This is a genomic window from Bradyrhizobium ivorense, from assembly GCF_900696085.1.
In the GTDB taxonomy this organism is placed as follows: domain Bacteria; phylum Pseudomonadota; class Alphaproteobacteria; order Rhizobiales; family Xanthobacteraceae; genus Bradyrhizobium; species Bradyrhizobium ivorense.
In genome coordinates this window covers 191896-207690 of sequence record NZ_CAADFC020000009.1, presented here as the reverse complement: position 1 = coordinate 207690, position 15795 = coordinate 191896, and the positions used below count along the sequence as shown (strand labels likewise).

Genomic DNA, 15795 nt, shown 5'->3' with positions numbered 1-15795 from the left:
CATGGCGCGCATGGTCACGACACAGAACAAGGTGATCTCGACGGTGGCGGCCTGGCTGGTCGGCTTCCTGATCTTCTTCCCGATCCTGTGGATGGTGCTGGCGAGCTTCAAGACCGAGCTGGAGGCGTTTGCGATCCCGCCCTCGTTCCTGTTCTTCCACTGGACCACGGAGAACTACGCCACCGTGCAGGAGCGCAGCGACTATCTGCATCACGCGCTCAACTCGATCATCATCGCCGGCGGATCGACGCTGATCGCGATGCTGATCGCGATCCCGGCGGCGTGGTCGATGGCGTTCTCGCCGACCAAGCGCACCAAGGACGTCCTGCTCTGGATGCTCTCCACCAAGATGATGCCGCCGGTCGGCGTGCTGGTGCCGATCTACCTGATCTTCCGTAATTTCGGCCTGCTCGATACCCGCACCGGGCTGATCTTCATCCTCTGTCTCGGCAATCTCCCGATCGTGATCTGGATGCTGTTCACCTATTTCAAGGAGATCCCGAAGGACATTCTGGAGGCGGCGCGGATGGACGGCGCCACGATCGGGCGGGAATTGATCTACGTGCTGACGCCGATGGCGGTGCCGGGGCTGGCCTCGACCCTGCTGCTCAATCTGATCCTGGCGTGGAACGAGGCGTTCTGGACCCTCAACCTGTCGACGCTGGAGGCCGCGCCGCTCACCGTGTTCATCGCATCCTATTCCAGCCCGGAAGGTTTGTTCTGGGCCAAATTGTCGGCGGCGTCGACGCTCGCGATCGCGCCCATTCTCGTGCTCGGCTGGTTCAGTCAGCGGCAGCTCGTCCGCGGCCTGACCTTCGGCGCGGTCAAGTAGCAGAAAGGCTTTTGCAATGGGTCAGATTACGCTGCAGGGTGTGCAAAAATCGTTCGGGCCGGTCCACATCATCAAGGGCGCCGACCTCGACATCGCCGACGGCTCCTTCGTCGTGTTCGTCGGCCCCTCCGGCTGCGGCAAGACCACGCTGCTGCGGCTGATCGCGGGACTCGAGGACGTCACCGGCGGGGCGATCCTGATCGACGGCCGCAACGTGGTCGACGTGCCGCCGGCCAAGCGCGGGCTGTCGATGGTGTTCCAGTCCTACGCGCTCTATCCGCATATGAGCGTGCGCGGCAACATCGCGTTCGGGCTGAAGATGGCCGGCGTCGCCAAGGACGAGATCAACCGCAAGGTCGAGGCCGCCGCGGCCACCCTCAACCTCACGCCTTATCTCGACCGCAAGCCGCGGGAGCTTTCCGGCGGCCAGCGTCAGCGCGTCGCGATCGGCCGCGCCATCGTGCGCGAGCCGAAGGCGTTCCTGTTCGATGAGCCGTTGTCGAACCTCGACGCCGCGCTGCGGGTGCAGATGCGGCTCGAGGTGACGCGGCTGCAGAAGCAGCTCGGCACCACCGCGATCTATGTCACCCACGACCAGGTCGAGGCCATGACCATGGCCGACAAGATCGTGGTGCTGAACGCCGGCAAGATCGAGCAATACGGCTCGCCGCTCGAGCTCTATGAGAAGCCGGCGAACCTGTTCGTCGCCGGCTTCATCGGCTCGCCGAAGATGAATTTCGTCACCGGCGAGCCGGCGAAGCAGCAGGGCGCCACCACCATCGGGGTGCGGCCGGAGCATCTCAAGGTCGAGCGCGACGGACATGGCGGCTGGCAGGGCACCGTCGCGGTCGCCGAGCATCTCGGCAGCGACACCTTCCTCTATGTCGATGCCGGGTCGCAGGGAACGCTGACGGCGCGCTATGTCGGCGAGCTCGGCCTCAGCGCGGGCGACAAGGTGTCGCTGATCCCGGATCCGGCGCGCATCCACCGGTTCGACGACAGCGGCAAGTCGATCCACGCGTAAGACGCGGACGATTCCTGCGGAAACGCTCAGGCCGGGGCGACACGCCGCTCAATGCGGCACAGGCAAAGGAAGAAGAAAATGTACCTCGAAAAATTCAAGCTCGGCGGCAAGACCGCCATCATCACCGGCGCCGGTCAGGGCATCGGGCTCGCCTGCGCCGAAGCGCTGGCAGAAGCCGGCGCAAAAGTCATCATCGGCGACCGCGACGCCAAGGTCGCTGACGACGCCAAGGCAGCGCTGAAGGCCAAGGGTTTTGATGCCGATATCGCGCTGATGGACGTGACGGATTCCAAGCGCGTCGCGGCCGTCGCCGACGAGCTGGTCGGCAAATACGGCAAGGTCGACATCCTGGTCAACAATGCCGGCATTGCCCGCAGCGAGACCCCGGCCGAGACCGTCACCGACGAGCACTGGCTCAACGTCATCGACGTCAATCTGAACGGCACCTTCTGGTGCTGCCGCGCCTTCGGCAACCACATGCTGAAGGCGAAGTCGGGAACCATCGTCAATGTCGGCTCGATGTCCGGCTTCATCGTCAACAAGCCGCAGGAGCAGTGCTTCTACAACGCCTCCAAGGCCGCAGTGCACCATTTGACAAAATCGCTCGCCGCCGAATGGGCGACGCGCGGGGTGCGCGTCAACGCGGTGGCGCCGACCTATATCGAGACGCCGCTGAACGCCTTTGTGAAGAGCAGCCCACGAATGTATGACGCCTGGATCGGCGGAACCCCGATGGCGCGGATGGGCCAGGTCGACGAGATCGCCTCCGTCGTGCTGTTCCTGGCCTCCGAGGCGGCGAGCCTGATGACGGGAAGCATCGTTTTGGTCGATGGCGGCTACACTTGCTGGTAGGCTTGGCCCGCAACTGACGGAGTGGGCATGCGGCAAGCGTTCATCGGGGTGGATGTCGGCAGCACCAGCGCGCGCGCGGGCGTGTTCGACGAGACCGGAAAACTGCTGGGTGCGGCGAAGCATCCGATCCGGGTCTGGCACGAGCCCGGCGATATCGTCGAGCAATCCTCCGACGATATCTGGGCGGCCTGCGTGGCGTCGGTGCGCAACGCGATGCGCGAGGCGGCGGTCGCAGCCGAGCACGTCAAGGGCATCGGGTTCGATGCGACCTGCTCGCTGGTGGTGCTCGATCCGGCCGGGCGGCCGCTCACCGTCAGCCCGTCCGGCGATCCCGCGCGCAACGTCGTGGTCTGGATGGATCACCGCGCGATGGAGGAGACCGAGTTCGTCAACGCGACCGGCGACCGCGTGCTGCGCTACGTCGGCGGCGCCATCTCGCCGGAGATGGAGATCCCGAAAATCCTCTGGCTGAAGCGGCATCTGCCGGCGACCTTCGATGCCGCGGGACATTTCTTCGACCTTGCCGACTATCTCTCGTTCCGCGCCACCGGCTCGCTGGCGCGCTCGACCTGCACCGTGACCTGCAAATGGACCTACGTCGCAGGCGAGGGCGGCTGGAGCGAACCGTTCCTCCGGCGAGTCGGGCTCGAGGCGCTGGCGGCGGATCGTTTTGCCCGGATCGGCACCGAGATCGTCCCGCCCGGTTCGCCGCTCGGCCGCGGCCTGTCGGAAGCCGCCGCGCGCGATCTCGGCATGCTGCCGGGCAACGCGGTCGGCGCCTCGCTGATCGATGCGCATGCCGGCGGCGTCGGCGCGATCGGCGGCCGCGACGGCTCCGGCACGGAGGTCGATGTCTGCAAGCGGCTCGCCTACATCATGGGAACGTCGGCCTGCATCATGGCCACGACCGTCGAGCCCTGTTTCGTGCCCGGCGTCTGGGGGCCGTATTTCGAAGGGATGGTGCCGGGCTTCTGGCTCAACGAGGGCGGCCAGTCCGCGGCCGGCGCCGCAGTCGATCATTTGCTGCGCTCGCATCCGGCGCATGCCGAGGTTTTGGCCGCGGCGAAGGGCGACGGCGTCGACGTCATCGAATTCCTCGAGAAGCGCATCCTCGCCCGCGCCGGCAATGCCGGCGCCGCCGCGCTGCTCGCGCGCAATGTGCACGTACTGCCGGAATTCCTCGGCAACCGCTCTCCCTATGCCGATCCGGGCTCGCGCGCGGTGATCGCGGGGCTCGATCTCGACACCGACGTGTCGGCGCTGGAGCGGCTGTTCGTCGCCGGCCTGTGCGGCCTCGCCTATGGCCTCGCCGACGTGATCGATGCACTGCAGGCGCACGGCGCCTGTGGCAAGACCATCGTGATCGGCGGCGGCGCCAGCCGCAGCCCGCTGGTCCGCCAGATCATGGCCGACACCACCGGCTATACCGTGGCGCTGCCGCAGACCCAGGAGCCGGTGCTGCTTGGCGCCGCGATGCTGGGTGCGGTCGCCAGCGGCGCGCACGACTCGATCAACGCGGCGATGGCCGGCATGTCGGCACTCGGCCGGCTGAGCGAGCCGACCAGGCCGGAGCTTGCCGATTTCCACCGCAAGAAGCGCGGCGTGCACAAGATGCTGCGCGACCTCGATCGCAACACGCGCGAGGCCATGAAGCGCGCGCCGGGCGAAGCACCGTCGAGCTAGGACATTTGCAAAATGCTGCTCAGTTGCGGAGATGCACTGATCGATTTCCTGCCGTCGAAGACGGCGGACGGGCGCGAGGCGCTGACGCCGGCGGTCGGCGGCTCCTGCCTCAACATCGCGGTCGGCATCGCGCGGCTCGATGTTGCCACCGGCTTTGTCGGCGGCATCTCGACCGATACGTTCGGAAAGATGATCGCCGATCACGCCGCAAGCTCGGGCGTTGATCTCAGCCGCGCGACCCGCAGCGATCACCAGGCGACGCTGGCATTCGCGCGCGTCACCGGCACCGAGACGCAATACGCCTTCTACGACGCCGACACCGCATCGCGGAACTGGACCTATCGGCGCGACGCGATCGCGCTTGCGGACGTCGAATGCATCCACACCGGCTCGACCACGCTGGTCCATGACAAGGGCGCGTCGGAGACGCTGGCCTTGATCGAGGATGCGCGGCCAAGCGTGACGATCGCGCTCGATCCGAACTGCCGGCCGAACCTGGTTGCGGACAAGGACGCCTACCGCGCGCGCATGCTGGCGTTCTGCGGCAGAGCGGACATCGTCAAAATGTCCGACGTCGATTTCGCCTATCTGTTCGGCGACGAGGCCTATGCCGACAGGGCTTTCAAACTGCTGGCGGGAGGCTGCTCCCTCGTCGTCATCACCCGCGGCAACAACGGCGCCTGCGCCTGGCATCGCCAGGCCGGACCGATCGAGGTCGCCTCGCCGGTGGTGAAAGTGGTCGACACGATCGGCGCCGGTGACAGCTTTCAGGCCGCGCTGCTGGCGGCGCTGCATCGGCTCGACCGCATCGCGCGGCAACGCCTGCGCGACATCTCTGCTGCCGAGCTCGAGCGCGCGCTGACGTTCGCCTGCAAATGCGCCGCCTTCACCTGCACCCGCGCCGGCGCCGATCCGCCGCGCAGCCGCGAGCTGCCCGCCGGCACCTGGTAGGAAAGCGACGGCCGATATCCCGCGTCACAGCCGCGCGACCACCTTCTCGGCGCTCTTGACGAAATTCCGGATCAGCGGACTCGAAGAGTCCCGCCGCCAGCAGGCGGCGATCTCGATTGCGTCGGCGATCTCGAGGAAAGGTCTGAAGACGATACCGGGCGGTGCGCCGAGCTTGGCGCAGGCTGGCAGGATCGCAAGGCCTTCGCCGGCGAGCACCAGGCTGAGCGCCGAGTGCACGGTCTCGACCCGGCTCACCACCGGCATCACGACCTGGTGCCGCCGCAGCAGCGCCGCGACTGCGGAGGAGGTCGGTTCATCCTGTGGTCGCGGCAAGGCCACGAGCGGCCGTCCGTGCAATCTTTCGACCGGCACGGCGGCAAGCCGCGCCAGCGGCGAGCGGCTCGGCATCGCCAGCATCAGCGGCTGCGTGCCGATCTGTGCCACCTGGATCTCGCGGTGATGGATCGCCGGCATGCACAAGGCGACGCTGACGGCGCGGTCGAGCAGCAGCGTCTCGCGCGTCGACGCGCTGAGCTCGACGAAATCGAGATCGACGCCCGGCAGCGAGCGGCGCAGCTCCGGCACCAGGCGCGGCAGCACCGCGCTGGCCAGCACGAACATGTAGCCGACCGAAAGCCGGCCGCGCTGTCCGGACGCGATCGCGCGGGCAGCCTCGATGCCTTCCTCGGCCAGCGCCAGCGCCTCGCTCGCCCGCGACATCAGGGCGAGGCCGGCCTCGGTCAAATCCATCCCGCGCGTGCCGCGGCGGAACAGCGCCGTGCCCAGTTCGGCCTCGAGCTTGCGGATCTGCACCGAGAGCGGCGGTTGCGCCATCCGCAGCCGCTCGGCGGCCTTGCCGACGCTGCGCTCCTCAGCCACCGCGACGAAGTAACGAAGCCGACGCAAATCCATAGGCATACCGAAAACGTATGGGTTGGCCTTCAAATTCGTATTGGACGCCGAGTTAACATGGGTGTCATTCTCGCTGTCAACGCCGTCAATGGTGAGGGCGCCCCCGGGAGACGTGGTCTGAATGAGCGGCGATCCTTGCTTCCTGCCCGCCACCGAATTGCGCGCGCGCATCGCCCGCAAGGAGATCTCTCCGGTCGAGATCGTCAGCGCCGTGCTCGCCCGCGCCGAACGGCTGCAGGGCAGGCTGAACTGCTTCATCACGCTGTGCGGCGACGAGGCGATGGCGCAGGCCAGGGTCGCCGAGCGGAAAATCATGGCCGGCGAGCCGCTCGGCCTGCTGCACGGCATCCCCTTCACCGTGAAGGACATCGTCAACACCAAGGGCGTGCGGACGACGTTCGGCGCCGTGCCGTACCGGGACAATGTGCCCGACAGCGACGCCGTGGCGGTGGCGCGGCTGCGCGCGCAGGGCGGCATCCTGATCGGCAAGACCACGACGCCGGAATTCGGCAGCAAGTGCCTGACCGACTCGCCGCTGTTCGGCCGCACCCGCAACGCCTGGAGCGCGGAACGCTCCAGCGGCGGCTCGAGCGGCGGCGCGGCGGTGGCGGTGGCGAGCGGCATCGCACCGCTGGCGGTTGCGACCGACGGCGGCGGCTCGACGCGAATTCCCGCCGCCTGCAACGGCGTGGTCGGGATCAAGCAGAGCAGCGGCGTGATCCCGCACAGCCAGGTGCAGGACGCCTTCGGCAACCAGACCTATGTCACGCCGACCACGCGCACCGTTGCCGACACTGCGCTGATGATGCAGGCGATGGCCGGCGAGGACGCGTCCGATCCCTGGTCGATCGGCGTGCCGGTGCAGGATTATCTCGGCGTTGCCGCGCCGCACGGCGATCTCCGCGGCAAGCGGGTGCTGTTCTGCGTCTCGCCGCCGGGCCGCCCCGTCACCGCCGACGTCGCCGCTTCGTTCAAATCCAGTCTCGACAAGCTGGCGAGCTTAGGGGCCGAGCTGGAAGGGTTTTCCGGCGAAGGCTTTGACATCGAGCCGATCTGGCGCGCCATCAACCACACCGTCTGGCGCACCCGCTTCGAGAAGCTCGCGGCCGATCACCCCAATGACCTCAGCGAAACTTTCCTGAAGCAGCTCGCGCTCGCCGCGAAGGTCTCTGGCGTCGACTACCAGCAGGCGATGTTTGACCGCACCGCTTTGTTCCGCCGCATCCAGGCGCTGCTCGCGCGCGGCGATTTTTTGGCGATGCCAACCCTGACCCGATCAGCGCTGCCGATCGACCAGGATTTGTTCGGCACCGTCGACATCGACGGCCGCAGCTTTGACAGCGTGCGGCCGCACTGGTTTCCCTGGACCATGCTGTTCAACATGACCGGGCACCCGGCGATCAGCCTGCCGGCCGGCTTCGGCCGCGACGGCCTGCCGATCGGCCTGCATCTGGTCGGCCGCTTCCGGGCCGATGCGGAACTGCTGCGCGTCTCCGCACTGTTCGAGGCGGCCGGCGATCTGCTCGGCCGTTGGCCGGACGCATGAAGCACCGTTCGGAGGGCTTGCATTCGCAGGCGAACATGTTGAAACCTGCGGCCAGGCTTTTTGAATCCGAGCGCGCATGAGCGTCTTCCTGCTACGGCGGATTTTGACCCTGGTGGCGACCTTGTTCGCCGCCTCGGTGATCATTTTCCTCGTGCTGGACGCGCTGCCCGGCAATGCCGCGCAGATGCTGATGGGCGCCGACGCCTCGCCGGACGCGGTGCGCGCGCTCACCGTCAAGCTCGGGCTCGACCAGCCGCTCACCGTTCGCTATCTGCTCTGGATCAAGGGCATGGCGTCCGGCGACCTCGGCAACAGCTATGTCTACGGCACGCCGGTGGCCGGCCTGATCGCCGAGCGGCTGGTGCTGACCATTCCGCTCGCGATCATGTCGATGCTGATCACGGTGGTGCTGGCGCTCACCGCCGGCATCTACACCGCCGCCAACCACAACAGGTTCGGCGACGTCGGCGTGATGTCGCTGACGCAAGTCGGCATCGCGCTGCCGAACTTCTGGTTCGCGATCCTGTTGATCCTGCTGTTCGCGGTGAAGCTGCAGCTGCTCGCCGCCGGCGGCTTTGCCGGCTGGGACGACGGCATCTGGCCCGGCATCAAGTCGTTGCTGCTGCCCGCAATCTCGCTCGCCGTGGTGCAGGCCGCGATCCTCGCCCGCGTCACCCGCTCGGCCGTGCTGGAAGTGCTGCGCGAAGATTTCGTGCGCACGGCGCGCGCAAAAGGGCTCGGCAAGCGCGAGGTGCTGTGGCGCCACGTGCTGCGCAACGCCATGATCCCGGTCATGACCGTGATGGGCCTGCAGTTCGCCAATCTGCTCGCCGGCACCATCGTGATCGAGAACGTGTTCTATCTGCCCGGCCTCGGCCGCCTGATCTTCCAGTCGATCGCCAATCGCGACCTGATCGTGGTGCGCAACTGCGTGATGCTGCTGGCGGCGATGGTGGTCATCGTCAATTTCGTGGTCGATGTGCTCTATGCCTTCATCGATCCGCGCATCAAGGTGGCCAATCTGTGAGCGCGCCGCTGACCATTCCCGCCGATGCGCCGCCGCTCACGCCCGGCGCGCGGCCGGCAACTGGCTTCTGGCGGCGCGCGCTGCGCCATCGCAGCTTCGTGCTTGGCGCAGCGCTGAGCCTGCTGGTGCTCGGCTCGGCGCTGCTGTCGCTGCTGTGGACGCCGTGGTCCGCCTACGACATCGACATCGCATCGAAACTCCGGCCGCCCTCGGCCGCGCACTGGCTCGGCACCGATGTGCTCGGCCGCGACATCGTCTCGCTGCTCTTGGTCGGCGCACGCTCCACCATCATGGTCGGCGTCATCGCCGTCGGCATCGGCCTCACCTTCGGCGTCTGCCTCGGCCTGATCGCGGCGGCCCGAAAAGGCTGGACCGAAGAGCTCATCATGCGCCTCAGCGACTTCACCTTCGCCTTTCCCGCCGTGCTGTCGGCGATCATGCTCGCGGCGGTGGCGGGGCCGGGCATGCTGACCTCGATCACTGCGATCGGCATTTTTCAGATCCCGACCTTCGTCCGCGTCACCCGCGGCTCGGCCAACGCGATCTGGGCCCGCGAATTCGTGCTCGCCGCGCGCGCCGCCGGCAAGGGCACGTTCCGCATCACCATCGAGCACGTGCTGCCGAACATCCTGTCGATCCTGATCGTGCAGGCGACCATCCAGTTCGCGCTCGCGATCCTCGCCGAGGCGGCGCTGTCCTATCTCGGCCTCGGCACCCAGCCGCCGCAGCCGTCCTGGGGCCGCATGCTGAACGACGCGCAGACGCTGCTGTTCCAGTCGCCGATGCTGGCGGTTTATCCGGGCGCCGCGATCGCGATCGCCGTGCTCGGCCTCAATCTGCTCGGCGACGGCCTGCGCGATCTGCTCGATCCGCGGTTGGCACGGGAGCGTTGAGCATGAACGGCTCAGCAAGCGCCCCACTGATCGAGGTCAAGGACCTCGGCGTCCGCCTCAACACCAGCCGCGGCCCGGCGCAGGCGGTCCGCGGCGTCAGCTTCTCACTTCGCCGCGGCGAGACGCTCGGGCTGGTCGGCGAGTCCGGCTGCGGCAAATCCGTCACCGCGCTGGCGCTGATGGGCCTGCTGCCGGACAGCGCCGTCGTCAGCGGCAGCATCCGGCTCGAGGGCAGCGAACTGGTCGGCCTGTTGGATGCGCGCTACTGCAAGCTGCGCGGCAACCGCATCAGCATGATCTTTCAGGAGCCGATGACCGCGCTCAATCCGATGCACACGATCGGACGGCAGGTCGCCGAGCCGCTGCGCCGGCACACCGGCTGCGCGACGGGCGAGGCGCGCAAGCAGGCGATTGCCTTGCTCGACCGCGTCGGCCTGCCGGATGCGGCGAGGCGCGTCGATGCCTATCCGCATCAGTTTTCCGGCGGCCAGCGCCAGCGCATCACGATCGCGATGGCGTTGGCCTGCCAGCCTGACGTGCTGATCGCCGACGAGCCGACCACCGCGCTCGACGTCACCATCCAGGGCCAGATCCTCGATCTGATCGCCGATCTGGTCGAGGAGCGCGGCATGTCGATGATCCTGATCTCGCACGATCTCGGCGTCATCGCCGAGAACGTGCAGCGCATGATGGTGATGTATGGCGGCACGGTGGTCGAAAGCGGCGAGACCAATGCCGTGTTCACGCGGATGGGCCATCCCTATACCCAGGGCCTGTTCCGCGCCCGCCCAAAGCTCGGCGCGCGCAAGGGGACGCGGCTGACGACCATCGCCGGCACCGTGCCGGAGCTGGCCGACCTGCCGGCCGGCTGCACCTTCGCCGACCGCTGCGGCATCGTCGTGGAGCGCTGCCGCACAGCACTGCCTCCTGCCGTCGATGTCGGCGCCGGCCATGGCGTGCGCTGCATCAGGACCGATGTCTCGATGGCATCAGCTCCGAGGGCCGGCGCATGACCATGCTCGACCAGGCTCCGTCCGCGCGCGAGACGCCGCTGCTCGAGGTGAAGGATCTCGCGCAACGTTACACGCTGCCGCGCGAAAGTCTCTTCAAGCCGCCGGCGCAGGTGAACGCGCTCAATGGCGTCACGGCGCAGGTGAAGGCGGGCAGAAGCCTTGGCGTCGTCGGCGAGTCCGGCTCGGGCAAATCGACCTTCGCACGGCTGGTGATGGCGCTGGAGCGGCCGTCGTCGGGATCGGTCTCGCTGCTCGGGCGCGACCTCAATCAACTCCCCTCGGATGAATTGCGCCGCGCCCGGCGCGATTTCCAGATGGTGTTCCAGGATCCCTATGGCTCGCTCGACCCGCGGCAGACCATCGCGCGGATTGTCGCCGAGCCGCTGACTGCGCTGGGGCGGATCGATCGCGCCGCCTTGCGCGAGCGCGTCGCCACGGTGCTGCGCCAGGTGGGCTTGCGCGATGCCGACATGGACAAGTTTCCGCACGAATTCTCCGGCGGCCAGCGCCAGCGCATCGCGATCGCGCGCGCGCTGATCACCCAGCCAAAGCTGATCGTCGCCGACGAGCCGGTCTCCGCGCTCGACGTCTCCGTGCAGGCGCAGGTGCTCAATCTGATGCAGGACCTGCAGGACCAGTTCGCCCTGAGCTACATCCTGATCAGCCATGACCTCGCGGTGGTCGACCTGCTCTGCGACGAAATCGCGGTGATGTATCTCGGCCGTATCGTCGAGCAGGCGCGGCCGGAGGATCTGTTCGCGCACAGCGCGCATCCCTACACGCGCGCATTGCTGGATGCGGTGCCGCGCGCCCGTGCCGGTAGGGTGCGCCGGCGCCGCGGAGCCCAATTGGTCGCCTCGCAATCGTCGGCCGGGGTAGGGTGCCCCTATGCGCCGCGCTGCCCGCTGGCCGATCAGCATTGTCGCGAGACCGCGCCTGCGCTACGCAGCGTGGGGCCGGCCCATCTCGCCGCCTGCCACCACGCCGAAGCCGTGATGGCGCTGCCGCCGGCGGTGGCCGAGGCGGGTTAGCGTTCCGTGCTGGATTGGCCTAAGCTATTAGAGAAGAGGTCCGGGGGAACGAACACATGCTGAAGAAACTATCCATTGCCGCCGTCGCCGCCGCCTTTGCCATGGCGCCGCTGCCGAGCCTTGCGCAGTCCAAGAAGGACAGCGTCGTGATGGGCATGACGCTGGAGCCGCCGGGACTCGATCCGACCAACGCGGCGGCTGCGGCGATCGCCGAGGTGACGCTCTACAACATCTATGAGACGCTGACCAAGATCAACGAGGACGGCTCGGTGTCGCCGCTGCTTGCCGAGAGCTGGCAGGCCTCGCCGGACCTGAAGACCTACACCTTCAAGCTCCGCAAGGGCGTCAAATTCCACAACGGCGAGCCGTTCGATTCCGCGGCGGTGAAATTCTCCTACGAGCGCAACGCGGCGCCGACCTCGACCAACAAGGACAAGAGCCTGTACCAGGCGTTCGAGTCGGTCACCGCGCCCGATGCCGAGACCATCGTGGTGAAGCTGAAATACTCCGAGCCGAACCTGCCGTTCCTGATCGGGCAGGCGTCGGGCTCGATCGTCGAGCCGAAGAGCGCGCCGACAGATGTGACGCAGCCGGTCGGCACCGGGCCGTATACGCTCGGCGCCTGGGCCAAGGGCTCATCGATCACGCTGACGAAATGGCCGGAGTATCGTAACGCCGCCGCGATCAAGCTCTCCAAGGTGACGATCCGCTTCATCGGCGATCCCGCCGCGCAGGTCGCAGCGCTGCTGTCGGGCGACGTCGACGCGTTCCCGCGCGTCGCCGCCGCGCGCAGCCTGGCGCAGTTCAAGGCCGATCCGCGCTTCACCGTGATGGTCGGCGGCTCCAAGGCGAAGACCATCGTCGGGATCAACGAGCGCAAGAAGCCGCTTGATGACGTCCGGGTCCGCCGCGCCATCCTCGCCGCGATCGACCGCAAGGCGATGATCGACGGCGCCGTCGACGGGTTCGGCACGCCGATCGGCAGCTTCTACACGCCGGGCTCGCTCGGCTATGTCGATACCACCGGCATCAACCCCTACGATCCCGAGAAGGCCAAGAAGCTGCTGGCCGAGGCCGGCGTCACCACGCCGCTCGAACTGAGCCTGAAACTGCCGCCGCCGCCCTATGCGCGGCAGGGCGGCGAGATCCTCGCGGCGCAACTCGCCAAGATCGGCATCACCGCCAGGATCGAGAACGTCGAATGGGCGCAGTGGCTGTCGCAGGTATTTGCCGGCAACGGTCCGCATAATTTCGACCTCACCATCGTCTCGCATGTCGAGCCGTTCGATCTCGTCAAGCTGACCGAGCCGGACTACTATCTCGGCTACAAGTCCGAGGCCTTCAACGCGCTCTACCAGCAGATCATGTCGACGCCGGACGAAGCCGGCCGCGCCAAACTGCTCGGCGACGCCCAGCGCATGCTGGCCACCGACGCGGTCGCCGGCTTCCTGTTCCAGCCGCAATGGATCACCATCTCAGCCAAGAAGCTGAAGGGCGTCTGGAAGGAAGTCCCGCAGTTCGAAAACGATTTTTCGGCGTGGTCGTGGGAGTAGGTGACTAAAACTCTATCCACGTCATTGCGAGCGAAGCGAAGCAATCCATTGTCACCGCGTATGCGGACGAATGGATTGCTTCGTCGCTACGCGCCTCGCAATGACGGGGATAGACCCGTCATCCCCGCGCAAAGGCTTCGCCTTTGTCGCTGGAGGTGCGAGCCCTTGCGAGCCTCGAAGGATCGACGGCCACCAGCCGGGCCGATTCATCCTCGCAATTGCGCCGCAAGGCTCGCACCTCAGGATGACGGCGACAGGGCGCATCGCGCGGCCAAAACTACCCGCTCTGCCCCGCGCTCGCCCCGGCCACCGCCCGCGCCACGCTGGCGATCGCCTCGTTGCACTTGTCCGCGGGCGCAGTCGCGCCGGTCAGATACACCGTGACCACGATCGGCTTGCGGCCGGGTGGCCAGAATACGCCGATGTCGTTGTAGGTGCCGCGTTCGCCGGTGCCGGTCTTGTCGCCGACCCGCCAATCCGCAGGGACCCCGGCGCGCAGCCGCGCGTCGCCGGTCTTGTTGGCGACCATCCAGTCGGTCAGCGTCTTGCGTGAAGTGGCCGACAGGGCGTCGCCGAGCAGCACGCGCTGCAAATTCTTCAGCATCGCGGTCGGGCTGGTGGTGTCGCGCGGATCGCCGGGCACGGCCTCGTTCAGCGCCAGCTCCCAGCGGTCGAGCCGGCTGACATTGTCGCCGATCGCGCGGAAGAAGCTGGTCAAGCCTTCCGGCCCGCCGATCTCGTGCAGGATCATGTTGCCCGCGGTGTTGTCGCTCCGGGTGATGGCGGCCTCGCAGATCTCGGCCAGCGTCATGCCCGATGCGACGTGCTCCTTGGTGACCGGGGAATTGGCCAAGATATCCTTGGCCTCGAACCGAACGCGCTGGTCGAGGCTGGATTCGCCGCGGTCGACCCGGCGCAGCACGGCGGCCGAGGCCAGTGCCTTGAAGGTGCTGCACATCGGAAAGCGTTCGTCGCCGCGCAGGCCGGCGCGCAATCCGGTTTCGCTGTCGAGCGCGGCGACGCCGAGCCGGCCGCCGGTACCCTGCTCGATGCGAGAAAACGCCTGCTGCAGGCGCTGCGTCAGCTCGTTGCGGTCCGCCGCCGCGCTTTGCCTCGGCAGCGCGAAGGCGATCGCAAGGCCCAGCGTGCGCGTTCCAAATGTCCGTCTCGTCAGCATGTCCGATTCTCCGTTGGCGGCGCGAACCTGCCGGGCGGCGTGACGATCGACAAACAATCATTTATACAACGAGGCATGAGAAAAATGTGGTCATGATCCCGTGCGCCGCCATCTGCCGCTGAATGCGTTGCGCGCCTTCGAGGCCTCGGCGCGACTGCTCAGCTTCACCCGCGCCGGGATGGAGCTGCGCGTGACGCAGACCGCGATCAGCCATCAGGTCAAGCAGCTCGAGGACACGCTGGGCGCGTCGCTGTTTCGCCGCCTGCCGCGCGGGCTGGTGCTCACCGACGAGGGCCTCGCGTTGTTGCCCGTGCTCACCGACGCGCTCGATCGGATCGGCGCGGCGATCGACCGCATCGAGGCCAAGGGCACAAGCGAGGTCGTCACCGTCGGCTGCGTCGCGACCTTTGCCACCGGCTGGCTGCTGCAGCGGATCGACCGCTTCAAGCGCGCGCATCCCTATATCGATCTGCGGCTGCTGACCAACAACAACCGCGTCGACATCGCCGGCGACGGGCTCGACCTCGCGCTGCGCTTCGGCGACGGCTCCTGGCACGGCACCAAAGCGATCCATCTGTTGTCCGCGCCGCTGTCGCCGGTGTGCCGCCCCGACATCGCCGAGCGGCTGCGCAAGCCGTCCGATCTCGCGCAGGAGTTTCTGCTGCGCTCCTACCGCGCCGAGGAATGGCCGCTGTGGTTTGCAGTTGCCGGCGCCCCGTGCCCAAAAATCCAGGGGCCGATCTTCGACAGTTCGGTCGCGATGGCCGAAGCCGCCGCGCGCGGCGTCGGCGTCGGCCTCGTGCCGGTGGCGATGTTTGAGAACGAGCTCGTCACCGGCCGGCTGGCCCGGCCGTTCGCGGCTGAGGTTCCGGCCGGCTCGTACTGGCTGAGCTGGCTGAAGTCGAAGGACACCACGCCAGGCATGCGCGCCTTCCGCGATTGGCTGCTGGAGACGCTGCGTGCGGATGCGAGCGAGGTGGAGCGGGCGGAGGCCGCGCCTGCTCCGCGGCTGAAATCGAAAGCCAAGGCAAAGGGCAAGATGAAGGTCGCAAGGAAGCGGCGGCGTTAGTCCAAGCGTCTTCGAGCCCACCCCGTCATCCTGAGGTGCGAGCCTTGCGGCGCAATTGCGCCGCTGGGCGAGCCTCGAAGGATGCACGGCCCCGATGTCTCAATACATTCGTGGAAAAAGCCGGGCCGTCGACCCTTCGAGGGCCGCTGAAGAAGCGGCCGCCTCAGGGTGACGGTGAGGGATAACCCACGTAGCCCGGATGCAGCGCTGCGAAATCCGGGGTCAGCATCCG

General features: G+C 67.3%; 14 protein-coding genes. 12 read left to right on the top strand and 2 right to left on the bottom strand.

Going from position 1 to position 15795, the window contains the following annotated elements; all coding sequences use genetic code 11:
- Window position 1: 1 nt before the first annotated feature.
- The 5 genes from CI41S_RS13405 (at window position 2) to CI41S_RS13385 (ending at window position 5342) form a co-directional block, all read left to right on the top strand.
- Window positions 2-832 (top strand): carbohydrate ABC transporter permease, encoded by an 831-nt coding sequence (locus CI41S_RS13405; RefSeq protein ID WP_139859546.1) that lies wholly within the window; start codon window positions 2-4, stop codon window positions 830-832.
- A 16-nt stretch (window positions 833-848) separates the two neighbouring features.
- On the top strand, window positions 849-1856 hold the full coding sequence (locus CI41S_RS13400) for an ABC transporter ATP-binding protein (RefSeq protein WP_139482163.1): 1008 nt from the start codon (window positions 849-851) through the stop codon (window positions 1854-1856).
- Between the two features lie 78 nt (window positions 1857-1934).
- A complete protein-coding gene (locus tag CI41S_RS13395; RefSeq protein WP_139859544.1) occupies window positions 1935-2708 on the top strand; it encodes an SDR family NAD(P)-dependent oxidoreductase in 774 nt (257 codons plus the stop codon).
- 27 nt (window positions 2709-2735) lie between these two features.
- Window positions 2736-4391 carry an FGGY-family carbohydrate kinase gene (locus CI41S_RS13390; protein ID WP_139859541.1) on the top strand — a complete coding sequence of 552 codons (1656 nt, stop codon included), beginning with the start codon at window positions 2736-2738 and terminating at the stop codon, window positions 4389-4391.
- Window positions 4392-4403: 12 nt separating this feature from the next.
- The gene (locus tag CI41S_RS13385) at window positions 4404-5342 is read left to right on the top strand and encodes a carbohydrate kinase family protein (protein WP_139482160.1); all 939 of its coding nucleotides are present in this window, start codon (window positions 4404-4406) and stop codon (window positions 5340-5342) included.
- A 24-nt stretch (window positions 5343-5366) separates the two neighbouring features.
- Here the strand turns inward: CI41S_RS13385 and CI41S_RS13380 are convergent, their stop codons facing one another.
- On the bottom strand, window positions 5367-6254 hold the full coding sequence (locus tag CI41S_RS13380; protein WP_139859539.1) for a LysR family transcriptional regulator: 888 nt from the start codon (window positions 6252-6254) through the stop codon (window positions 5367-5369).
- Window positions 6255-6375: 121 nt separating this feature from the next.
- On the opposite strand from CI41S_RS13380, the gene CI41S_RS13375 reads away from it, so the two are divergent.
- The 6 genes from CI41S_RS13375 (at window position 6376) to CI41S_RS13350 (ending at window position 13317) form a co-directional block, all read left to right on the top strand.
- Window positions 6376-7800: an amidase gene (locus CI41S_RS13375; RefSeq protein WP_139859537.1), complete on the top strand. Its 1425-nt coding sequence runs from the start codon at window positions 6376-6378 to the stop codon at window positions 7798-7800.
- Window positions 7801-7876: 76 nt separating this feature from the next.
- Window positions 7877-8827 carry an ABC transporter permease gene (locus CI41S_RS13370; protein ID WP_139482158.1) on the top strand — a complete coding sequence of 317 codons (951 nt, stop codon included), beginning with the start codon at window positions 7877-7879 and terminating at the stop codon, window positions 8825-8827.
- On the top strand, window positions 8824-9720 hold the full coding sequence (locus tag CI41S_RS13365) for an ABC transporter permease (protein WP_139859535.1): 897 nt from the start codon (window positions 8824-8826) through the stop codon (window positions 9718-9720). The genes CI41S_RS13370 and CI41S_RS13365 overlap by 4 nt, the downstream gene beginning before the upstream one ends.
- A gap of 2 nt (window positions 9721-9722) precedes the next feature.
- On the top strand, window positions 9723-10733 hold the full coding sequence (locus CI41S_RS13360) for an ABC transporter ATP-binding protein (RefSeq protein WP_139859533.1): 1011 nt from the start codon (window positions 9723-9725) through the stop codon (window positions 10731-10733).
- A gap of 2 nt (window positions 10734-10735) precedes the next feature.
- Entirely contained in the window at window positions 10736-11764 is a 1029-nt protein-coding gene (locus CI41S_RS13355; RefSeq protein ID WP_139859906.1) for an ABC transporter ATP-binding protein, read from the top strand.
- Between the two features lie 56 nt (window positions 11765-11820).
- Entirely contained in the window at window positions 11821-13317 is a 1497-nt protein-coding gene (locus tag CI41S_RS13350; protein WP_139859531.1) for an ABC transporter substrate-binding protein, read from the top strand.
- A 277-nt stretch (window positions 13318-13594) separates the two neighbouring features.
- On the opposite strand, the gene bla is transcribed toward CI41S_RS13350, so the two are convergent.
- The gene (gene bla / locus CI41S_RS13345; RefSeq protein WP_139859529.1) at window positions 13595-14494 is read right to left on the bottom strand and encodes a class A beta-lactamase; all 900 of its coding nucleotides are present in this window, start codon (window positions 14492-14494) and stop codon (window positions 13595-13597) included.
- Between the two features lie 100 nt (window positions 14495-14594).
- Here bla and CI41S_RS13340 point away from each other — a divergent pair, with 100 nt between their 5' ends.
- Window positions 14595-15563: a LysR family transcriptional regulator gene (locus CI41S_RS13340; RefSeq protein ID WP_139859527.1), complete on the top strand. Its 969-nt coding sequence runs from the start codon at window positions 14595-14597 to the stop codon at window positions 15561-15563.
- Window positions 15564-15795: the final 232 nt, after the last annotated feature.